At 69.0% G+C, this 21,676-nt stretch carries 20 protein-coding genes; 9 read left to right on the forward strand and 11 right to left on the reverse strand.

The features are described 5' to 3' along the window. Positions 1-194 precede the first annotated feature (194 nt). Positions 195-419 (reverse strand): twin transmembrane helix small protein, encoded by a 225-nt coding sequence (locus tag ABD970_RS03700; RefSeq protein WP_345294141.1) that lies wholly within the window; start codon positions 417-419, stop codon positions 195-197. 70 nt (positions 420-489) lie between these two features. On the opposite strand from ABD970_RS03700, the gene ABD970_RS03705 reads away from it, so the two are divergent. From ABD970_RS03705 to ABD970_RS03725, 5 genes are all read left to right on the forward strand, one after another. Then, positions 490-1,212 (forward strand): SURF1 family protein, encoded by a 723-nt coding sequence (locus ABD970_RS03705; protein WP_345294142.1) that lies wholly within the window; start codon positions 490-492, stop codon positions 1,210-1,212. Continuing rightward, positions 1,209-1,808, forward strand: a complete 600-nt coding sequence (locus tag ABD970_RS03710) for a hypothetical protein (RefSeq protein WP_345294143.1) — start codon at positions 1,209-1,211, stop codon at positions 1,806-1,808. Before ABD970_RS03705 ends, ABD970_RS03710 begins: the two co-directional genes overlap by 4 nt. After that, positions 1,805-3,022 carry a COX15/CtaA family protein gene (locus ABD970_RS03715; RefSeq protein WP_345294144.1) on the forward strand — a complete coding sequence of 406 codons (1,218 nt, stop codon included), beginning with the start codon at positions 1,805-1,807 and terminating at the stop codon, positions 3,020-3,022. The genes ABD970_RS03710 and ABD970_RS03715 overlap by 4 nt, the downstream gene beginning before the upstream one ends. Then, positions 3,019-3,939: a heme o synthase gene (gene cyoE / locus ABD970_RS03720; RefSeq protein ID WP_345294145.1), complete on the forward strand. Its 921-nt coding sequence runs from the start codon at positions 3,019-3,021 to the stop codon at positions 3,937-3,939. Before ABD970_RS03715 ends, cyoE begins: the two co-directional genes overlap by 4 nt. Positions 3,940-4,180: 241 nt before the next feature. Continuing rightward, on the forward strand, positions 4,181-5,497 hold the full coding sequence (locus ABD970_RS03725) for a Xaa-Pro dipeptidase (protein WP_345294146.1): 1,317 nt from the start codon (positions 4,181-4,183) through the stop codon (positions 5,495-5,497). Positions 5,498-5,617: 120 nt separating this feature from the next. Here ABD970_RS03725 and ABD970_RS03730 read toward each other — a convergent pair whose 3' ends face one another. The 10 genes from ABD970_RS03730 to rpsU all read right to left on the reverse strand — a co-directional run bounded on the left by ABD970_RS03730 (position 5,618) and on the right by rpsU (position 18,055). Next, positions 5,618-7,264, reverse strand: a complete 1,647-nt coding sequence (locus ABD970_RS03730; protein ID WP_345294147.1) for a diguanylate cyclase domain-containing protein — start codon at positions 7,262-7,264, stop codon at positions 5,618-5,620. Beyond that, complete coding sequence (locus tag ABD970_RS03735; protein WP_345294148.1) at positions 7,257-8,768, reverse strand: ATPase domain-containing protein; 1,512 nt, start codon at positions 8,766-8,768, stop codon at positions 7,257-7,259. Before ABD970_RS03735 ends, ABD970_RS03730 begins: the two co-directional genes overlap by 8 nt. Further along, positions 8,765-9,193, reverse strand: coding sequence for a hypothetical protein (locus ABD970_RS03740; RefSeq protein ID WP_345294149.1), 429 nt, complete (start codon positions 9,191-9,193; stop codon positions 8,765-8,767). The genes ABD970_RS03735 and ABD970_RS03740 overlap by 4 nt, the downstream gene beginning before the upstream one ends. 227 nt (positions 9,194-9,420) lie before the next feature. After that, positions 9,421-10,308: a universal stress protein gene (locus ABD970_RS03745; protein WP_345294150.1), complete on the reverse strand. Its 888-nt coding sequence runs from the start codon at positions 10,306-10,308 to the stop codon at positions 9,421-9,423. Between the two features lie 10 nt (positions 10,309-10,318). Next, positions 10,319-11,803 carry a SulP family inorganic anion transporter gene (locus tag ABD970_RS03750; RefSeq protein ID WP_345294151.1) on the reverse strand — a complete coding sequence of 495 codons (1,485 nt, stop codon included), beginning with the start codon at positions 11,801-11,803 and terminating at the stop codon, positions 10,319-10,321. 316 nt (positions 11,804-12,119) lie between these two features. Then, the gene (locus ABD970_RS03755; RefSeq protein WP_345294152.1) at positions 12,120-14,135 is read right to left on the reverse strand and encodes a S9 family peptidase; all 2,016 of its coding nucleotides are present in this window, start codon (positions 14,133-14,135) and stop codon (positions 12,120-12,122) included. Positions 14,136-14,301: 166 nt separating this feature from the next. Next, positions 14,302-16,032: a DNA primase gene (gene dnaG, locus ABD970_RS03760; RefSeq protein WP_345294153.1), complete on the reverse strand. Its 1,731-nt coding sequence runs from the start codon at positions 16,030-16,032 to the stop codon at positions 14,302-14,304. A gap of 132 nt (positions 16,033-16,164) precedes the next feature. Continuing rightward, positions 16,165-17,172: a YihY/virulence factor BrkB family protein gene (locus tag ABD970_RS03765; protein WP_345294154.1), complete on the reverse strand. Its 1,008-nt coding sequence runs from the start codon at positions 17,170-17,172 to the stop codon at positions 16,165-16,167. A gap of 79 nt (positions 17,173-17,251) precedes the next feature. Beyond that, the gene (locus ABD970_RS03770; protein ID WP_345294155.1) at positions 17,252-17,701 is read right to left on the reverse strand and encodes a GatB/YqeY domain-containing protein; all 450 of its coding nucleotides are present in this window, start codon (positions 17,699-17,701) and stop codon (positions 17,252-17,254) included. 138 nt (positions 17,702-17,839) lie between these two features. Continuing rightward, positions 17,840-18,055, reverse strand: a complete 216-nt coding sequence (rpsU, locus tag ABD970_RS03775; RefSeq protein WP_345294156.1) for a 30S ribosomal protein S21 — start codon at positions 18,053-18,055, stop codon at positions 17,840-17,842. Positions 18,056-18,187: 132 nt separating this feature from the next. Between rpsU and tsaD the strand changes: the two genes are divergently transcribed. The 4 genes from tsaD (at position 18,188) to ABD970_RS03795 (ending at position 21,676) form a co-directional block, all read left to right on the forward strand. Further along, complete coding sequence (tsaD, locus tag ABD970_RS03780) at positions 18,188-19,234, forward strand: tRNA (adenosine(37)-N6)-threonylcarbamoyltransferase complex transferase subunit TsaD (protein ID WP_345294157.1); 1,047 nt, start codon at positions 18,188-18,190, stop codon at positions 19,232-19,234. Positions 19,235-19,278: 44 nt separating this feature from the next. Further along, positions 19,279-19,761 (forward strand): cupin domain-containing protein, encoded by a 483-nt coding sequence (locus ABD970_RS03785; protein WP_345294158.1) that lies wholly within the window; start codon positions 19,279-19,281, stop codon positions 19,759-19,761. A 175-nt stretch (positions 19,762-19,936) separates the two neighbouring features. After that, positions 19,937-20,329: a dihydroneopterin aldolase gene (gene folB / locus ABD970_RS03790; protein WP_425563056.1), complete on the forward strand. Its 393-nt coding sequence runs from the start codon at positions 19,937-19,939 to the stop codon at positions 20,327-20,329. 54 nt (positions 20,330-20,383) lie between these two features. Beyond that, positions 20,384-21,676, forward strand: a complete 1,293-nt coding sequence (locus ABD970_RS03795) for a mechanosensitive ion channel family protein (RefSeq protein WP_345294159.1) — start codon at positions 20,384-20,386, stop codon at positions 21,674-21,676.

Genomic DNA, 21,676 nt, shown 5'->3' on the forward strand with positions numbered 1-21,676 from the left:
TCGCCAGCCCTGCCTTCCGGCGGCGACCGCTGCCATCCGTGGCGCGACGATGCGGGCGCCGGAATGCCCGGCCCTGCAACCCTGGGATGAAGTGCATGCGGTCGCTCCGGGTCGCCATCGCGACGCGTGGCGACGCGGTCGTCCGGGGCGCTGCGAATGCCACGCCCGGCGCAGCCGAGCCGGCAGCGCATCGGCTAGCGCGTGGGATTCACCCCATGCGGCGTGACCCAGCCCATGTAGATGGCCAGGACCAGCAACAGGATGAGGGCCACCGACAACCCGATGCGCCTGGTCAGTGCATTCACCGTCCGGCTGGTCTGGCCCTTGTCCACCAGCATGTAGTACAGGCCGGCGCCGAGGTTCCAGAGGATGAGCACCAGGAACGCGATGATCAGCAAGGTCTTGAGCGAGTCGTTCATGGCGGCCTCCGGCGGCAGGCGATGAGGTGCGGGCGATGACGCGATTATCGCAGCCGCCGGGGCGGGCGACATGAGCCGCGCGCGCGACATGTTCCTGGGCTGGACCCTGGCCGTGGTGGCGATGGCCGTCTTCGCCGGGCTGGGCGCATGGCAGCTGGGACGCATGCAGCAGAAGCAGGCGATGCTCGATCGCGTGCAGCGCGTGCTGGAGGAACGGCGCCCCGTTTCGCTGGCGCTTGCCGGCGCCGCAGCGCAAGCGCGTGGCTACGACTGGGCGGTGGGCGAGGGACGTTTCGCGAATGCGCCGGCGGTGCTGCTCGACAACCAGCAGCGCGACGGCCGGTCCGGCGTGGTCGCCTACCGGCTGTTCCGCCCGGCGGGCGCCCATCCCTTGCTGGTCGAGCTGGGCTGGCTGCCGCTGGACGGGGCGCGCACCCTGCCCGTGGTCGAACGGCCGACCGACGTTTCGACCGTGCAAGGATTGCTGGCGCCGCCACCGGTGCACGGGATCGGCGAGGCGGTGGCCGTCGTGCAACCCGATGGCACCGTGCTCGCGACCGGCCTTGGGGCCGCGGGACTCCCTGCGGCACTCGGCCAGGCGGGCTTGCCGCCCCGCGTGCTCAAGCTCGATCCGGCCCTGCCGTTCGGGCATGCGCGCGACCTCGACATCCTGCCCAACACCTTGCCGCCGGAGCGCCATCTCGGCTACGCCGTGCAGTGGTTCGCGCTGTCACTGGCGGTGCTGGTGGTGGCCATCGTCCTCACCCTGCGCAAGGCACGCCCACGCCCATGAGTCCTTCCCATTCGCAACGCGCCCCCGCGAACGCCGGCCGCGACCGGCGCAACCGGTTCCTGCTCCTGCTGATCGCCGCGATCTTCCTCGGCAGTTTCGTCATCGCCGGCGCCCTGCGTTTCTCGGGGTGGCGGCCGGCGGGCATGAAGAACCACGGCGAGTTGCTGCAGCCGCCGGGCGACCTGCGCGACACGCAAGCCGTCCTCGCCGATGGCGGCGCCTATCCCTGGAATCCGGCCGGGCGCACCTGGCGGATCGCGCTCGCGCCGCCTGCGGGCTGCGCCGAGGCCTGCGTCGAACTGGCTGCAAGCCTGGACACGGTCTGGCAACTGTTCGGCCGCAACGCCGACCACGTGCACATCCTCTGGATCGGCACGCCCCCGCCCGATGCCAGGCGCAACAGCGCATGGCGGGTGTTGCAGCCGGATCCGGCGCTGATCGGCGGCTTGCCCAGGCACGCCGATGTCACGGGCGAGGCCGCGGGCGTGCCCGTCTACGTGGTCGATCCCAACGGCTTCGTGATCCTGCGCTACGCTCCGGGCTTCGATCCCGGCCACCTGCGCCAGGACATGGCCCGGCTGCTCAAGCTCAAATGATCCCTGCCCCCCGGAACCCCGGCGAGACCACGCATGCCACGCCGCAGCCCGGCTGGCATAAGCCGGCGGTGCACCGGCATTTCCATCGCATCGCCTGGCTGGCGGTGGCGCTGACCCTGGGCGTCGTGGTGTTCGGCGCCTTCGTGCGGCTGTCCGATGCCGGCCTGAGCTGTCCCGACTGGCCGACCTGCTACGGCCGCGCGACCTGGCCGCAGGCCTCGGCGGATGCCGCCGGCCACGCCGCGACGGCCATCCGCCCGTTCGAAACGCACAAGGCCTGGCGCGAGCAGGTCCATCGCCACCTGGCGGCGTTCCTCGGGTTGGTCGTGTTCTCGCTTGCGCTGCTGGCGGCGCGCAGGCGGCGGTGGGGCATCTCCCAGGTCGTCGCCGCAGCCGGGCTGGTGGCGCTGGCGATCCCGCTGTACATGCAGGGCGCGCACGGCGCCGCCACCGCGCTGGCGGTGCTGGGGGAAGCCATGCTGCTGTTCGCCGCCTTGCGCTGGTCAAACGTCGACCTGGCGCGCGCCGGCGCGCTGACGCTCGCGGTGATCGTGTTCCAGGCCCTGCTCGGCATGTGGACGGTCACCCTGCTGCTTAAGCCGATCGTGGTGATGGGACACCTGCTCGGCGGCTTGCTGACCTTCTCGCTGCTCAGCTGGATGGCGTGGCGGGCGACCGACGTGCCCATCCTCCGGGCCGATGCCGGCGCGTTGCGGCGCTGGCTTTGGCTTGCGCTGGGGGTGCTCGGCGTGCAGATCGCGCTCGGCGGCTGGGTCAGCGCGAACTACGCCGCATTGTCGTGCGGCGCCGGCAACTGGTCCGCGGGCAACTTCCCCAAGTGCGTCGGGCTGTGGGCGCCGCCCGCCGACTTCCGCGAGGGCTTCGTGCTCTGGCGCGGCGTGGGCGTGGACTACGAAGGCGGCGTGCTCGACGGTGCCTCGCGCATCGCGATCCAGCTCGCGCACCGGATGATGGCGGTGGTCGCTTTCGTCGTGCTGCTGGCGATGGCCATGCGGCTGCTGCGCACGCCCGACCTGCGCTTCTGGGGCGGCCTGCTCGGGGCGTTGACCGTGGCGCAGGTCGTGCTCGGCATCCTCAACGTCAAGCTGGCGCTGCCACTGGCCGTGGCGGTGATGCACAACGCCGGCGCGGCGCTGTTGCTGTTCGTGCTGGTGACCCTGCTGGCGCGCCTGCGCGACGTGCCGCGCGCGTGAGCGCCGCGTTCGGCCAGTACTGGGAGCTGACCAAGCCGCGCGTGGTGGCGCTGATCGTGTTCACGGCGCTGGTGGGCATGTTCCTGGCGGTGCCGGGCCTGCCGCCGCTGCGCCCGGCGCTGTTCGGCCTGCTCGGCATCTGGCTGGCGGCGGCCTCGGCGGCGGCGATCAACCACCTGATCGACCAGCGCATCGACAAGCTCATGGCGCGCACCGCGCAGCGCCCGCTGGCGACCGGCACGCTGAAGCCGGCGCAGGTGCTGGCGTTCGCGGTGTTCCTGGGCACCGCGTCGATGGCGATCCTGATCGCGCTGGTGAACCCGCTCACCGCGGCCCTGACCTTCGCCTCGCTGATCGGATACGCCATCGTCTACACCGGCTACCTCAAGCGCGCGACGCCGCAGAACATCGTCATCGGCGGCATCGCCGGCGCCGCGCCGCCGCTGCTGGGATGGGCTGCCGTCACCGGCATGAACAACGAGTGGGACTGGGCGCACGCGCTGTTGCTGGTGCTGATCATCTTCGTCTGGACCCCGCCGCATTTCTGGGCCCTGGCGATCTTCCGCCGCGACGACTACGCCCGCGCCCTGGTGCCGATGTTGCCGGTCACCCACGGCGTGACGTACACCCGCTGGCAGATCCTGCTGTACACCGTGCTGCTGCTGGTGGTGAGCGTCCTGCCCTGGGCCGCAGGCATGAGCGGCGTGTTCTACCTCGGCGGCGCGCTGGTGCTCGGCGTCGTCTTCCTCTGGCATGCCTGGAAGCTGCTCGACCCGCCCGACGAATTCTTCGCCATGCGGGTGTTCAACTATTCCATCGTCTACCTGATGGCGCTGTTCGCCTTCCTGCTCGTCGACCATTGGCTGCTGCCGTGGCTGCAGCCGGCGACGCCGTTCGAGTTGGTGCCGGTCCCGTAGCCCGCTTCGGCGTGGCGCGCGACCCCCCGTCCGCTTGCGGGGCGAAGCCGCATGGCCCGCGCGCCACGGGCGCGTCGGTGGCTGAGCGCCGATGCCGCTGGCCAGGGCCGGGGCGCGCAACGGGGATGAGGCTCGGGGTGCGTGGGCTTGAAGGTGTGCGGAGGGAAGGTTCGAAGCCCGTGCGCGGTGCGCTCGAACGCCGCTCCGTTATGCTGCCGGCATCGAGACCCAAGGTGCCGCCATGTCGATTGCGTTCCGCCTCTTCGTCCTGCTGGCCTGCCTGCTGCTTCCCATCGCGACCGCGACCGCACGGCAGGCGGCCGAAGCCGCGCCGCGCGAGACCCTCCTCACCGCCGACCGCCTCCTCGACGTCCGCAGCGGACGCATCCTGCGCGATGCGCACGTGCTGGTCCGCGACGGTCGCATCGTCGAAATCGGGCAGGGCGATGGCGCGTCCGCTGCCTCCGCCGGCGCGACGCGCATCGACCTGGGCGACATGACCCTGCTGCCCGGCCTGATCGACATGCACGTCCACCTCGACGGCGACCCGACCTACGGCGGCTATACCGGTCTGCAGTTCGGCGACCGTTTCTGGTCGATGCTGGCCGTACCCCATGCCGAACGCACGCTGATGGCCGGCTTCACCACGGTGCGCAACGTCGGCTCGGACGCCTGGAACGACGTGGGCCTGCGCCAGGCCATCGACGAAAGCAAGGTCGTAGGCCCGCGCATCGTCACCGCCGCGTCGTCGTTCGGCGCCACCGGCGGCCATTGCGACTCGACCTACTTCCCGCCGTCGATGGAGCAGAAGAACCCCTTCAGCGCCGACAGTCCCGAGGAGGCGCGCAAGTCCGTGCGTACCCTGCGCAAGTACGGCGCGCAGGTCATCAAGATATGCGCGACCGGCGGCGTGTTCTCGCGCAACACGGAGCCGGGGCAGCAGCAGATGTCGCTGGCGGAGATGCGGGCGGTCGCCGACGAGGCGCACCAGTGGGGCCTGAAGGTGGCCGCGCACGCGCACGGCGCCGCCGGCATCAAGGACGCCATCCGCGCCGGCATCGACACCATCGAGCACGCCAGCCTGATCGACGACGAGGGCATCGCGCTCGCAAGGAAGCACGGCACGTGGCTGTCGATGGACATCTACAACACCGACTACACCCAGGCCGAGGGCGCGAGGAACGGCGTGCTCGAGGACAACCTGCGCAAGGACCGCGAGATCGCCGAGTTGCAGCGCGAGAACTTCCGCAGGGCCCACGCCGCCGGCGTGCGTATGGTCTACGGCACCGACGCCGGCGTGTATCCGCACGGGCGCAACGGCGGCCAGTTCGCGGTGATGGTGCGCTACGGAATGACGCCACTGGAAGCCATCCGGTCCGCGACCGTGAACGCGGCCGAGGCGCTGGGGCGCAGCGATGTCGGCGTGCTGGAAGCCGGTCGTTACGCGGATCTCGTCGCGGTGCCCGGCGATCCCACGCAGGATGTGAGGCTCCTGGAGGCGGTGCCGTTCGTGATGAAGGGTGGGGCGGTGGTGAGGGAGGATGCTGAGACGCGCTAGTGATGGACAGTCGAGTGGATGGCGCCTACCACTTTTCACCCACGCTGGAATCAGTGGATCTCGCCCGCGTTCCAGCACGCTGCGTTGTCGATGCACGGAGGCTGCTGGCGTTTGCAGGCATCAGCTTTTCTCGGCAGGAAGCGATATCGATGTCAGCGGAAGCGAGACCACGAAGCGGCTGCCGCAACCGATGCCTGCGCTCGTCGCCAGCACGGTGCCGCCGTGGGCTTCGACCAGTTCGCGCACGATCGTTAGGCCCACGCCGATACCGCTATCGTTGAAGTCTCTGGCCTGGCTATCCTGCAGGAACTGCTCGAACACCCGCGGTAAGGTGTCGACCGCTATGCCGATGCCGTTGTCGGACACGGTGGTTACGACTACATCCTCGAGCACCTGGACTCCAAGCGCGATCTCGCCGCCTTCAGGGGTGTACTTTGATGCGTTGTCGAGAAGGTTGGTCAACACCTGCATCAGCCTGGTCGCATCGCCATAAACCGGCATCACCTGGTCCGGCACCTGCACGGAGAGCGATTGCCGACGCGCATCGAACCTCGGCCTGCAGCCGTCCACGGCATCGCCGAACAACTCGGCCATATCGAGGATCTCGGATTTCAGCCGCAGCTTTCCGGTGTTGACCCGCGCCAGGTCGAGCAGGTCGTCGACCATCCGGGCCATCCGCTCCACCTCCTGGTCGACAATGTGCCGCGCCTTCGCCGAGGCGGGCGCCTCGTCGGACTGTTGAATCGAGTTCGCCAGGCGGATCGATGCCAGCGGATTGCGCAGTTCGTGCGCGATCACCGCCAGGAATTCCTGCTGTTGGCCATGCGCACGGACAGCGGCCGCCTGCAACTGCTGCGCGCTGAGCGCCGCCAGGATCAGACGGCCGTTGGCCTCCTGTAGCTGCGAGTTCAGCAGCGTGTCGTGCGGCAAGCCGGGCGCGGTGGCCAGCGGCAGCGGCAGCGGTGACACCGTCTCCGGCGGCGTGCCGCCCACCTCATCCAGTACGCGGGCATCAAAGACCGCGCTGCCGCTGCTACTGCGCTTGGCGCGGTACATGGCGACATCCGCACGATCGATCAGCGTCTGGGCATCCTCGCCGTCGTCGGGATAGAAGCTGATCCCGATACTTGCCTCCAGCTGCAGGAGGTGTCGGCCGACGCGGCAGGGTGCGGCGAGTGCCGCGGTGGCCTTGTCCGCTACCTGCACGGCTACTGCAGGGCGATCGATCTCGCTCAGCAGGATCAGGAACTCGTCGCCGCCGTGTCGGCTCACCGTGTCGGTGGCGCGGACAGACGCGACGAGCCGTTGGCCGACGATACGCAATATGCGATCACCGGCTGCATGGCCGAGGGTGTCATTGACCTGCTTGAAATTGTCCAGGTCCAGGAAGAGCATCGCCAGGCGAACCTTGTGACGCCGGGCATGCTCGATCGCCTGCGCCAGCCGATCGAGCAGGAGGAGACGGTTGGGCAGCGCGGTCAGCGGATCATGCTCGGACGGTCGCAGCGCTTCTTCAAACGCCTTTGCAGCACGGTCGGCAACGCTCTGTGCGTGCACCATCGCCAGCACCAGCCGCTCATTGGCCTCGATCAACTGCGCGCTGCGCATGCCGCCCAGACCTTTCGCCGCCTGGGCAACCTCGCCCTGCAGCCTGGCCAGAACCGCGCGCTCGTCGTCGGTGCGTTCGTGCAATCGGGACAGCTCCCGGGCGGCTGTGGTCGCGTCGGAGACGTTGGCGTCGGTCAATGTGGCGATGGACTTATCCATCGTCGGCGGTGGTGTCCAGTTCGACGTGAACGTCCCGCTCTTTGCGAGTCGGGCGGCCGCCGAGAAGGCCTTCGAAGTCGTCGAGCCTGTCGCCGATACGGATTCCATCGCCATCGATGGTGTATTCGCGCAGGTCGTTGGAGTGCTGGCTGGCGCGAACCTTGACCACGGCTATCATCCGCAGCAGCCGGCTATCGACTTCGATATAGCGCTGCACGATGATCGCGTCGGTCATGAACGCGGTTCCGTACGGGCTGAAACGCAGGTCCGTGTAGCGGTCCTCGAGCTCCGATGTCATCAGCACGGTCACCCCGGTCGCCGCGAGGGTGGCAAGCATGCGGCCGAGATTCTGGCGGAAGTCCTTGTGGAAGGTTGGCGCCAGTGCCAGCTCGAATCCCGACAGGGAGTCGATGACGACACGGGTGGCCTTGAGCCGCTCGATCTCGCGTAGCAGCAGCAACAGCACCTCGCCCATCGACAGGTCGGGCGCGCGGCTGTCGACCAGACCGACGCGATCGCCGTCGATCAGTTCGACGATGGTTCGGTCGCGCGAGCGGTTGGGGGACTGCTCGAAGGTCGCGATCACCCCGGTCTCGCCGTTGCGCGCGCCCGCGGCCAGGAATGCCGCCGCCAGTACACTCTTGCCCGAACCGGATGGCCCGGCGACCAGCAGCGAGTAGCCGAGAGGCAGACCGCCGCCCAGCATTTCGTCCAGGTGTGGCACGCCCATGGCAAGGCGGCGGGCGATCGGTGCAGGGTCTGCGGCAGCGACTGCCGATGCGTGCGCGAGTACCTGAGTCGGCGCCGGCGCCGGCGGAAACACCTGGATGCCGTCGGAGTCGATGCGAAAAGTGTGCCGCCCCGGCAGTGTCGCCTGGCCGCGCATCTTCATGATCTCGATCTTGCGCACCATCGAATCGCGATCGACGCTCTGCCGCAGCCAGATCAGCCCGTCGGCCACGGTGAACACCGGATTGTTGTCGCTTTCGCCGAAGTATTCGCCGATCAGGAAGGTGGTCGCCTGCCAGCTGGTCATCAACATGCCGAGCTGCTGCACGAACTGCTGCACCGCGTTGTGACCGTTGTTGGCGGCGGTGCCAGCCAGTACGACCGATCGGAACGAGTCGACGAACACGAACGAGGGGTCGTGGGCCTCGACCTCGGTGGTGATCCGTTTCAGGACCTCCGACAGGTCGCCACTGCCGATGTCGTCCATCAGGCTGATAAACCTCACCGAACGGTTGAGCGCGGCATTGTCGAAAAAAGCGAACTGCTGCTGGTAGCGCAACATCTTCAGCGGCGGCTCGCCAAGCACTGTGAAATACAGCGCCGGGCGCTCGGGGCTGGCCAGGGCGAACATCATCTGATGCGCCAGCGTCGTCTTGCCGCACCCCGGCGGCCCGGCAATGATGTTGAATGAAAATTCGGGTAGCCCCCCGCCGAGTGCGTCGTCCAGGCCGGGCACACCGGTCGCGAGGCGTTGAATGGTGACTGGGTTGCTCATGAAGACGTGTCCTGTGCGGGCGAGCCGCCTGAAAGATGGGGTCGCACGTTGTGGAGCAGCTGCTCAGTCAATGCCGGTCCAAGCAGGCTGGCCAGCAGTTCGTACAAGGTTTGCAGGAGCTCGCTGCCGCCGGCAGCGGCCTGTCCCGCGGGTTGCCCGGCAAGGACGGAAGTCAACGCCGCGAAATCGATCTGCGTCGAGGCACCGTCGCGCAGTTCCTCGATCCACGGGTGTCGCGTCGCCACCACGTACACGCAGCGTCCGTACAGGGCGGCGACACCGCGCTGGCCGAGCACCGGGCGCAGTGCCCCGTCGATCTCGTGCCAAGCCGCCACCACTGCATCGGCAACGGCATCCGCTCCGGCGCCTGCTGCGACCTGTTGCGCCAGGATGCTATCGATCCCCGTGCGATCCTCTGAATCCACCAACCTGGCTCCCAGTGCTCACGACCATGCATCGGCCGTGGCAGGCGCTTGCAACAGCTATTGATAGTGCGCCATCTGTGAGTATTTCTACGTGAATGGAGGCAAGCAGCCGGCCCTGCTGGCGGTCACGCCGGTTGCGATGGCGTGCACAGCGCTTCAACGCACAGGAGAAGGTATCGCCCAGAGGCAGGGAAAGGTGCCAAAAAAGGGCGCCAATGGCGATTGCCTTAGCGCAATAGCAGCACCGCGATCTGGCAACTCCGCAGAACCTGCGTCGTTGTACTCCCCAAGATCAGGCTGCGGATGCGGGAATGGCCGTAGGCGCCCATGACCAGCAGGTCGATCTTGCGTTCGGTCACCTGCTGCGCGATCAGCGTGTCTGGCGTGCCGGGCAGGCATTCGACGATGGGGTCGAAGCCGGCGGCCTGCAGTTGGGTGCGGGCCCAGTCGAGGTGCGCATCTGCAGCGACGTTCGCTTCGCCGACCATCAGCACGTGGGCCTCGAGTCCCTGCAGCAGCGGGCTGGCACCGACCATCTCCACGCACTTGCGCGTGGTGGCGCTGCCGTCGAATGCGATGAGGAAACGTTCGACCGGCTTGAAGGCGCGCGCGGCGACCAGCACCGGGCGGTGCACGGCGCGGACCACGCGCTCGAGGTTGCTGCCGAGGTGGCCGCTGGCGAAATCGGCGTGTTCGCCGCGCTTGCCGAGCACGAACAGGCGGACGCCGGGCTCGAGTTCGAGCAGGCTCTCGAGCAGGGTGCCGTGGCGCTGGCGTGTCCCGGCCGGGATGCCGTGCGATTCGGCGACCTGCGCACGCGCGGCGTCGAGCAGTGCGCGGCCTTGTCGCTGCGCGAGCTTGCCGCGCTGCTCGTCCACCGCCGCGAGCTGGTCGAGCAGCGTGTCCTGCGCGCCCAGGGCGAGGTTGCCGCTGAGATCGGTGGTGGCCGGCTTGCCGTGGACGTGGTCGATGGCGTGCAGCAGCTCCAGCGGCGCCGCCATCCGGGTGGCGGCCCAGGCGGCGTACCGCGCCACGCTGGTGGCGTAGTGCGACGGATCGATCGCGGCCAGTACCCGGCCGTCGGCGTGGATCAAGGGGGCGGCGTCGTGGCTCATCGCGGGGTCCTCAGTGTCCGTCCATCAGGCGTTCGGCGTCGGGTTTGTCGTGCACGCCAAGGCGGTCGACGAGGGTCGCGCTGGCGTCGTTGAGCCCGATGACCTCGACCTCGGTGCCTTCGCGGCGGAACTTCAGCACCACCTTGTCGAGCGCGCCGACCGCGCTCAGGTCCCAGAAATGCGCGGCGGTGACGTCGATGCGCACGCGCTGCAGCACTTCCCTGAAGTCGAATCCGGCGACGAAGGTTTCGGCAGAGGCGAAGAACACCTGACCCGTCACTACATAGGTGCGCGCGCTGGCGTCGGCGCTTGCGGTCGAACCGATGTGCAACACCCGCCCGACCTTGCGCGCGAAGAACAGCGCCGACAGCAGCACGCCGGTGAACACGCCCTTCGCCAGGTCGTGGGTGAACACGGTGACCACCACGGTGCCGAGCATGACGATGCTCGACGTGGTCGGGTGCGTGCGCAGCTGCCTGATCGACGACCAGCTGAAGGTACCGATCGAGACCATGATCATCACCGCCACCAGCGCCGCCATCGGGATCAGCGCCACCCACTGGCTTGCGTACACCACCAGCAGCAACAGCACGCCGCCGGCCACCAGCGTCGACAACCGGCCACGACCGCCAGACTTCACGTTGATCACCGACTGCCCGATCATGGCGCAGCCGGCCATGCCGCCGAGCATGCCGGCGGCGATGTTGGCCACGCCCTGGCCCGCGCACTCGCGGTTCTTGTCGCTGGGCGTGTCGGTGAGATCGTCGACGATCTGCGCGGTCAGCAGCGACTCCAGCAGGCCGACCACCGCCAGCGTCGCCGACACCGGCAGGATGATCCACAGCGTCTCCAGCGTCAGCGGCACCTCGGGGAACAGGAACACCGGCAGGCTGTCGGGCAGCGCGCCCATGTCGCCGACGGTGCGGATGTCGAGCTGGAGGGCGATCGCCACCGCGGTCAGCAGCACGATGGCGACCAGCGGCGACGGGATCGAACGCGTGAGCCGCGGGAACAGGTAGATGATCGCCAGCCCCGCCGCGGTCATCGCGTACACCGTCCAGGGCACGTTGGTCAGCTCGGGCAGCTGCGCCATGAAGATCAGGATGGCGAGCGCATTGACAAAGCCGGTGATCACCGAGCGCGAGACGAAGCGCATCAGGCTGCCGAGCTTCAATGCTCCGGCGACGATCTGCAGCACGCCGGTGAGCAGGGTGGCGGCAAGCAGGTACTGCAGGCCGTGGTCCTTCACCAAGCCGACCATCAGCAGCGCCATCGCGCCGGTCGCGGCCGAGATCATGCCGGGCCGCCCGCCTGTGAACGCGATCACCACCGCGATGCAGAACGAGGCGTAGAGCCCGACCTTGGGATCGACCCCGGCGATGATCGAGAACGCGATCGCCTCCGGGATCAGCGCCAGCGCGACCACGAGGCCGGCGAGCACGTCGCCGCGGATGTTGCCCAGCCAGTCCTGGCGCAGGCGGGAGACGAGATTCAAGGCGGTGGTTCCGGGACCGGGACGGGCCCGGGAAGAGCGAAGGATCACCTGCGGCCGGGACGGTGCGTGGGCGGGGCAGGGGCGAGGCACCGGCGCGAATGGGAGGCCGGAAGCGGGTCCGGCATCGGCGCTGGTCGCGCGAGGCGGGCAGGCATTGTAGCCGAGCGGCCCCGCGGGCCGCGTTCCACGCGCCAGTGACGGCCTCCCGGTCGATCGATCATGCGTGCGCCGCTTCCGGCCCGCCCCGCTTTTCCACGGAAGGAAACCGCGCCGTGCCGCCGCCCTCTTGCGGAGGGCGGGCTGCATGGAAGTCCGGCTAGCGGCGATCGCCTAGCAGGTGCTGCCGCCAGAACAGCATCGTCGCCGCGGTGAAGTAGTCGCTGTTGGCTTTCTTGCGGAAGCCGTGGCCCTCGTCGGTGTACAGCAGGTACCACACCGGTTGGCCGTTGCCGCGGACGGCCTTGACGATCTGCTCGGCTTCCGTCCAGGGCACGCGGGGATCGTTCTTGCCCTGGGCGACGAACAGCGGCGCGGAGATCTTGCCAGCGTTGTTGAGCGGGGAAATGCGCTCGAACACCGCCTGCATCGCCGGATCGCGCTCGTCGCCGTACTCGACGCGGCGCAGGTCGCGGCGGTAGTCCTCGGTGTTCTTGAGGAAGGTGCCGAAGTGGGAGATGCCGACGATGTCGACGCCGGCGCGGATGCGCTCGGGATAGTTGGTCATCGTCGCCAGCACCATGTAGCCGCCGTAGCTGCCGCCGTAGACGCCGACGCGGTCGGCGTCGAGTTCGGGTTGGGCGGCGATCCAGTCGAGCAACGCGCCGATGTCCTTGACCGAATCCTCGCGCTTCCCGGCGTTGTCGAGTTGCAGGTAGCCCTTGCCGTAGCCCGACGATCCGCGCACGTTTGGCACCAGCACCGCCACGCCAAGCTCGTTGGCCAGGTATTGCGTGGTGGGACTGAAGCCGGGCTGCGCCTGGGCCTCCGGACCACCGTGGATCTGGATCACCACCGGGTACTTGCCGCCCGGCGGCGCCTTCGCGGGCTTGTAGTAGAACGCGGGGATCGTGCGCGGCTTGCCGTCGACCTGGTCGAAGGTCGGGAAGCGGACCAGCGTTGGCGCGACGAAGCTGGCCGTGTCCAGCCCACCGACCTCGCTCTGCGTCCAGCGGGCCAGCCTGGCGCTCGCCAACTCGATCACATGGATGTCGCTGGGGGAGGTCGCGGTGTTGAGGGTCACCGCCAGCCGTTTGCCGTCGGGCGAGAACGCGAGCCCGCCGATCAGGCCCACCGGCAACTCGGGCAGCCGGATTTCGCGGTGCCCCGGCAATGCCAGCACGTGCAGGCGGTTGATGCCGTCCTCGTTGCTGACGAAGGCCAGGTGCTTGCCGTCGTCGGCGATGCTGAAGGCGTCGACGTCCCAGGGAATGTCGCCGCTGAGTTCGACCGGCGGCTTGCCGCTGGCCGGGTCGTGGTGGCGCAGGGTCTGGAATTCGCTGTCGCGGCCACCGACGGGTTCGTCGGAGACGTAGTACACGGCGCGGCCGTCCGGCGCGTAGCGGAAGCCGCCGAACGCGGCCTTGCCGCCGTCGACGGGGAACAGGGTCAGCTTGCCGCTGGCCAGGTCCACTTCGCCCGGATAGGACTCGTTGATCGAGACGTACCTGGTCACCAGCAGGCGCTTGCCGTCGGGGGAGAAGTCCAGGGCGCCCCAGGTGCCGCCCTCGGCCAGCACGGGCCGGGTCACCCCGGTCCGCGTGTCGCGGATCCAGATGTCGCGGTCGGTGCCGTTGCGCGAAGTACTCGAATACGCCATCAGCCCGCCGTCGCGGCTGATCACCGTGCCGCCGTTCTGGCTGCGCTTGCCGTCGGTGAGCAGGGTCGTGGTGCGGGTCGCGGTGTCGAACCAGTACAGCTGCGAGAACTCGTCGCCACCCTTGTCCTTGCCGAAGACGAAACCGTCGCGCCAGGCGCCCGGGGGCGACACCGTCAGGCCGGACACCGGTTCGTCATGGAAGGTCAGCTGTTCGCGCATGCCCATCGGCGCGCACACCCGATGCGCCTGGCTGGTCTCGGCGAACCGGGTGCTCATCAGCAGGCATCGGTCGTCCAGCCATCCGGCGACGCTGGCGCCGCGGGTGTTCTGGTAGCGGTTGAGCGTCTCGACCAGGGTCGCCGGGATCTCCGGGATGTTCTCGCTGATGCGCGTCCCGACTTCCTTGCGGGCGACCGCCGGGCCGGCATCGGCGGCGGACGGACGCTGTTGGGCAGCCGCCTGCGTCGCGATGGCGAGCGTGAGCGCGGCGGTGAGGAACAAGGTCGGACGGTGCATGGAAGCTCTCCCCGGATCGGACGCCGAGCATAGCGTCCCGTGCATGCGGCACCTGCGCCGGAAGTCACGGTCCGGGCCAATCGGCGGAACTACCTGGGGCGGGCGGCACTCGCCAAGGCCCCCAATCGACCGCGCCACCGTGCCGTCCCGTCAGGGTCGCGGCGGATCAGACGGCGAATCGTCCCTGCAGCAGGCTGCGCAGTTCGGCCTTGTCGGCTTCATCGAGCCCCGACTCGCGCTGCTTGGCCTGCAGCTCGTCGATGCGTTGCTGCAGGGTCAGGCGGTCCAGCTGGGCCATGGCGTCCAGGAACGACTGCCGCCAGTGCGCGGCCTCCCCGGGGATCGACTGGCTGGCGAGCTTCTGCAGCGCCGCCACTTCCTCACGGCCTTCGAAATGCTCCAGCAGGGCGCCGGTGCGGATGTCGGGGCGCGCGCAGACCACCGCGACCAGCTCGGTGAGCAATTCCACGCCGGGCTGGCGCAGGGTGACGAAGCGATACGGCGGCTGCAGCTCCAGCGCGAGTTGCGGTTGCTGCAGCAGCAGCTCGATGGCGCTGCGGACCAGGCTGCGCTTGGGCGTGTTGCGATGCACCGCCGAACGCGCACGTTGCGTGGGCACGTGGGTCCCGGCACTGCTTGCGCGCGCGCCGATGCCGGTGAGTTCGGTCAGGCGTTGCTGCATCAGGTCGCCGAAGGCGCCGTCGGGGATCTGCGCCAGCAGCGGCTTCGCCCGTTCGGCCAGCCGCGCCTTGCCGTCGAGGGTGCCGAGGTTGATGCCGTCCGAGAGCCCATCGAAGAAGAACCGGGACAGGGGCGTGGCTTCCCGGAGCCGTGCCTCGAACCCGCCGGCGCCTTCATTGCGAACGATGGTGTCCGGATCCTCGCCCTCCGGAAGGAAGAGGAAGAACGCCTGCCGGCCGTCGCGCATGCGCGGCAGCACCGATTCCATCGCCTTGCCGGCGGCGCGACGACCGGCTTCGTCGCCGTCGAAGCAGAAGAAGACGTCCGGGGCGTTGCGGAACAGCAGCTCGGCGTGGTCGGGCGTGGTCGCGGTTCCGAGTGTGGCCACGGCCTGGGTGACGTCGTGCTGGAACAGCGCGACCACGTCCATGTAGCCCTCGACCACGACCAGGCGCTCGAGCTTCTGGTTGGCCTGCCGTGCCTGCCACAGGCCATAGAGTTCGCGGCCCTTGTGGAACAGCGCCGTCTCCGGCGAGTTGAGGTACTTCGGCGAGGCATCCTTGTCCAGCACGCGGCCGCCGAAGGCGATCACCCGGCCGCGCCGGTCGTGGATCGGGAACACCACGCGGTCGCGGAACTTGTCGTAGACGTGGCCCTTGTCGTTCTTCGACAGCAGCCCGGCGCGCTCGAGCAGGCCCAACCGGCGCGGGTCGGTGCCGAGCGCGTCCTTGAGCGCCGAGTAGCCATCGGGGGCGTATCCGATGGCGAACTGCGCGCGGGTGGCCTCGTCGACGCCACGCCCGTCGAGGTAGGCGCGCGCCTTGTCGCTGGTGGCCAGCTGGCGCTGGAAGAACTGCGCGGCGGCTTCGAGCGCGTTGAACAGGTCCTTGCTCTCCGGCCGCTCGTTCTGCTGGCGGGTCTCGCGCGGCACCTCGATGCCGGCGCGCCGGGCCAGTTCGTCGACCGCGTCGAGGAACTCCAGCCGGTCGTAGTTCATCAGGAAGCTGATCGCGGTGCCGTGCGCCTGGCAGCCGAAGCAGTGGTAGAACTGCTTGGTCGGCGACACCGTGAACGATGGCGAGCGCTCGTCGTGGAACGGGCAACGCGCCGAGTACTCCTTGCCCTGCCGCTTGAGCGGCACGCGCGCGTTGATCAGCTCGACGATGTCGGTGCGCGCGAGGAGATCGTCGATGAAGGCATCCGAGAGCCGGGCCATGTCAGCGGACCTGCGCCGTGATCGTGGCGGGGGCGTCGCCGGTTCGCAGATCGCGGCCGTGCGCAAGGCAGGCCCGCGACGCGTTCGTCGCTCGCCGGCTGCCTGCGGGGCGGGTCGCCTGTTCCATGGCGGCTACCTTGCCACGGCGCGCTTGCGCGCCCTGGATCGCCGGCGCGACTGTTCGATGCGCTCGTCGACCACGGCGGTGGCCAGCGCGCCGATGAACACGATGATGGCCGCGTAATACACCCAGAGCATGGTCAGCAGCAGGGCGCCCATCGCCCCGTAGGCGTTCGCCGTGGGGGCGCGCTGCAGGTACCAGGCGATGGCGGCGCGTCCGAGCAGGAACAGGGCCGCCGTCAGCGCACCGCCGCGCAGCGCGAGGTACCACCGCACCCGGCGGTCGGGCATGAAGTGGTACATGAAGGCGAAGGCCACCGCGTAGACCACGAACGAGGCGAGGTGGGCGGCCGTCGGCAGCAGCCAGTCGATGCGGGCGAACAACGCGTCCAGCGCCGTGGTGACCGCCATCGAGACCAGGAGCAGGAAGCCCAGCGCCAGCAGCACGCCGAACGACAGCACGCGCTTGCGCAGCCACGCCCAGATGTTCTCGAGCCGGGTGGCGTCGGTGCGGAAGATCAGGTTGAGCACGTCCTGCAGCTTGGCGAACACCGCGGTGGCGCCCACCAGCAGCAGCGCGATGCTCCACCACCCGGCGATCGAGCCGGTGTCGGGCCGGGTCGCCGCGTTGTCGATGATGGTGCGCGCGACGGTCTCGGCTTCGGGCCCGACCAGCAGCCGCACCTGGAGCACCACCAGCTCCTGCGCCCCGGATCCGGACGAGGCGGTCAGCCACAGCAGCAGCAGGATCAGCGGACCCAGGGACAGCGCCGCGTAGAAGGCCAGCGCCGCGGCCTGGCCGACGAGATCGGCGTCGAGGAAGCGCCGCAGCATCGCCATGGGCAGGCTGCCCTGGGCGCGACGGACCAGGGTCTCCACCCGGCGCGGCGGCGGGGCGCCGTCGGCGGTGGTGACGGAGGCGGGCTCGGTCGGGTCGATGCGGTCGAGCACGTCGGGCTTGCTGCCCTTGCGCTGCGCGGGCTTTCGCCTGGATGTCCTTGCGGGCTTGCGGGGCGTCATGGCGACCGCGATTGTCGCAGCAATCCCCGCCCGGGGACCGCGCATGCGGCCGCCGGCGCGCGGGCCGCAGGCCCGGGCATCAGGCCTTGGACAAACGCTGCTTGACCAGGGCCGACACCTGGCCCATGTCGGCTTGCCCGGCCAGTTGCGGCTTCAGGACGCCCATCAGCTTGCCCATGTCGGCGGGACCGGTCGCCCCGGTCTGCGCGACGGCAGCATCGATCTCGGCCAGGATCCCGGCCTCGCCCAGCTTCTCCGGCAGGTAGGCCTCGATCACCGCGATTTCGGCACGCTCCACCTCGGCCAGGTCCTCGCGTCCGGCCCCGGTGTACTGCGCCACCGAGTCCTTGCGCTGCTTGACCATCTTCTCCAGCACCGCGAGCACGGCGGCATCGTCGAGCTCCGTGCGTTCGTCGACCTCGCGCTGCTTGATGGCGGCATTGACCAGCCGGATCACGCCCAGCCGGTCCTTGTCGCCGGACTTCATCGCGGCCTTCATGTCGTCGGTGAGGCGTTGCTTGAGGCTCATCGGGTGCTCCGGGGGTTGGCCGCGGTCGCGGCGGCGGGGAAGGGTGGCGGGGATCAGTGGGCCAGAAACACGAAAAGCCGGCGACGCTTGCGCGCGGCCGGCTTCGAGGGCCCCGGGGTGGGCGTCAGCCCACCGGGCTCAGTACAGGCGCTGGCGCTTGGTGACGTCGCGCGAGGTACGGCGGGTCTGGCGCTTCACCGCGGCGGCGGCCTTGCGCTTGCGCTCCTGGGTCGGCTTCTCGTAGAACTCGCGCTTGCGGGTTTCGGCGAGGACGCCGGCCTTCTCGCAGGTGCGCTTGAAGCGGCGCAGCGCAAACTCGAAGGGCTCGTTTTCGCGGACTTTGACGCTTGGCATGGAATCTCCGGATCGATAGGTCACCGGGGCCTTCCCTCCGGCGAGCCGCGTATGATAGCGGTTCCCAACGCAACGGTGCAAGCAAGCGCCGGCCCGGGCGCGCCAGCCAGGCGCCCGCCGACGCCGTCCCCCATGCGCATCCTCGGCATCGAAACCAGCTGCGACGAGACCGGCGTGGCCGTCTACGACACCTCCCGGGCCGGGAGCGCGGGCCTGCGCGCCCATGCCGTCTACAGCCAGGTCGCCCTGCACGCCGAGTACGGCGGCGTGGTGCCCGAGCTGGCCAGCCGCGACCATGTCCGCAAGCTGCTGCCCCTGGTGCGCCAGACCCTGGCCGGGGCCGGGCTGGGGGTCGGGGACCTCGACGGGGTCGCCTACACCGCCGGCCCGGGACTGGTCGGCGCGTTGCTGGTCGGCGCCGGGGTGGCGCGATCGCTGGCCTGGGCGCTGGACGTACCGGCCATCGGCGTCCACCACATGGAGGGCCACCTGCTGGCGCCCTTGATGGAGGATCCCGATCCCGTCCACGGCAGCCCGGAGCCGCCTTTCGTGGCCCTGCTGGTCTCCGGTGGCCACACCCAGCTGGTGGCGGTCGAGGCCATCGGCCGCTACCGCCTGCTCGGCGAGACGCTCGACGACGCGGCCGGCGAAGCCTTCGACAAGACCGCGAAGCTGATGGGCCTGCCGTATCCGGGTGGGCCGCAACTGGCGGCCCTGGCCGAAACCGGCGCACCGGGCGCGTACCGGTTCTCCCGGCCGATGACCGATCGCCCCGGCCTGGATTTCAGCTTCAGCGGACTCAAGACGCAGGTGATGCTGGCCTGGCGCGACAGCGACCAGTCCGACGCCACGCGCGCGGACATCGCCCGCGGCTTCGAGGATGCGGTGGTGGAGACGCTGGCGATCAAGTGCGAACGGGCGCTGGACGCGGCCGGCTGCGGGACCCTGATCGTCGCCGGCGGGGTCGGGGCCAACAAGCGCCTGCGGGCGCGGCTCCACGAGATGGCGGCCACGCGCGGCGGCCGGGTGTGCTTCCCGCGCATGGAGCTGTGCACCGACAACGGCGCGATGATCGCCTACGCCGGCGCCCTGCGGCTCCAGGCCGGGCAGCACGACGACGCCAGCGTGCACGTGGCGCCGCGCTGGGACATGGCGCTGCTGCCGGCGATCGCATGTTAGGCGTCACAGGAACCCTCCCTAGCGGCCCACCACGCAGGTACGACATGCCCGATACCTATCCGCACATCCTCCGCAAAACCGAAATTGATGCAGCGGAGTTTTCTTTCTCGCACCCGTGGAACCCGAAGTCAGGAATCGTCGGGACGATGATGGGACGCCTGGCTGGTCTCGAGCGAACCGGCGTCAGTCTCGTCAGACTCCCTCCGGGCAAGGAGTCTTTCGCCTACCACATGCACCATCGGGAGGAAGAGTGGGTTTATGTGCTTTCGGGAAAAGCGGTTACGACGATCGATGGTCAGGAGTACGTACTAGACGAGGGTGACTTCGTGGCCTTCCCCACCCCGTCGGTCGCCCACATCATGGCCAACCGCACCGATCAAGAACTAACCTACCTGATGGGTGGCGAGAACTTGCCTGACGAAGTGGCCGACTTCCCAACGCTCGACCGGCGGATGGTCAAGCTCAACAACGAACTCAGTATCTACAAGCTGTCCGATGGTCAGCCGTTCTTCGAAGGTGACGCCTGACCATTCGTTCTAGCCGAACCCGCATCGGCGCGGCGCCTAAGCGCCTGCCTTCGGCTATATTGCGCCCAGTCGCCGCCCCGATTCCGGGCGGCCTAACTCAGGTGATGTCGCCCGCAGGCGAGCGGTGCGCGGGCGCGCCGCTCCTACAATGAGCGCCTGCGAGACGGGGACGGACATGGGCCAGGGCAACGACGACAACGCGCGCGCCGACATGGTGTTCATCGAGGGCCTCGAGATCGAGGCGCTGATCGGCATCTACGACTGGGAACGGCGCATCCGCCAGCCCCTGCGCTTCGACCTGGAAATGGAATTCGACAATCGCAAGCCGGCCGCGAGCGACGCCATCGCCGATACCCTGGACTACAAGGCGGTGAGCAAGCGCCTGATCGAGTACGTCTCGCAATCGGGTTTCGGACTGGTGGAGACGCTGGCCGAGCGCTGCGCGGAGCTGGTGCTGCGCGAGTTCGACGTCGCGCGCGTGCGGCTGAAGCTGTCCAAGCCCGGCGCGGTGCGTGGCGCGCGCGCGGTCGGCGTGGCCATCGAACGCAGGCGGTCTGGCGCGGGTTGATGCGCGCGGGTCGCGACGGGCGGCCGATCGGACGCATCGACTAGACTTCGGGCGATGCAGGGCTTCCTCGACGAACTTCCGAACGCGTTCCCGGGCGGGATCGCCGCCGAATCCTGGTGGATCCTCGGCGCGATCGTGCTGGTGGCGCTGGTCGTGGGCTGGATCACGCACCGCGTGTTGCCGCGGCTGGCGCGCAGGCTGGTCGAGGCTTCGGACACGCAGTGGGACGACGCCATGCTGGAGCACGGCGTGCTGCGCCAGCTTGCGCACCTCGCGCCGGTGCTGGTGCTGTACCTGGGCATCGATGCGATCCCCGGTCTGGCCGATGCGCACGTGGACCTGGTGCGCAAGGGGCTGCTGCTGGCCATCGTGTATTTCGTCGCGCGCACGCTGAGCCGGTTCCTGTCGGCCTGCAATGACATGTACACCAACCACGGCGGCACGCGCCGCCGCCCGATCAAGGGCTACGTCCAGCTCGGCAAGCTGGTCGTGTACCTGGTGGCGTTGATCCTGGGGGTGGCGATCCTGATCGAGCGATCGCCGCTGCTGCTGCTGTCGGGCATCGGTGCGCTGGGCGCGGTGCTGATGCTGGTGTTCAAGGACACCATCCTGTCGCTGGTGGCCAGCGTGCAGATCGCGTCCAACGACCTGCTGCGCATCGGCGACTGGATCGAGATGCCGTCGCTGGGCGTGGACGGCGACGTGGTCGACATCGCCCTGCATACGGTCAAGGTTCAGAACTTCGACAAGACCATCGTCACCATCCCGACCCACCGCCTGATCGACGACAGCTTCAAGAACTGGCGCGGCATGCAGGACGCCGGCGCCCGCCGCATCAAGCGGGCGCTCAACCTCGACCAGACCTCGGTGCATTTCCTCGACGCAGACGAGCGCCAGCGCCTGTCGCGATTCGGCCTGCTCGACGACCATTTCCAGCGGATGCGCGAGCGGCTGGAGGAGTGGAACGCCGAATTGGCCGACAGCGACCCGGTCAACACCCACCGCCTGACCAACATCGGCTGCTTCCGCGCCTACGTCGCCGCCTACCTGCAGGCCAACCCGCGCATCGACACGGACAAGACCCTGATGGTGCGGCAATTGGCGCCCTCGGCGACCGGTTTGCCGCTCGAGCTGTATTGCTTCGCGGGGACCACGAACTGGAGCGAGTACGAGGACATCCAGGCGGACATCTTCGACCACCTGCTCGCGATCCTTCCGGAATTCGGCCTGTCCCTGTTCCAGCAGCCCACGGGCTTCGACCTCGCCCGCCTGGCCCCGTCGCGCGAGGCGCCACGCGACGAAGCGCAGCAGGACGGCAGGCGGGAAACACCGGAAGACCCGGCGTAG

It is taken from the genome of Luteimonas vadosa (assembly GCF_039543545.1).
GTDB lineage: Bacteria > Pseudomonadota > Gammaproteobacteria > Xanthomonadales > Xanthomonadaceae > Luteimonas > Luteimonas vadosa.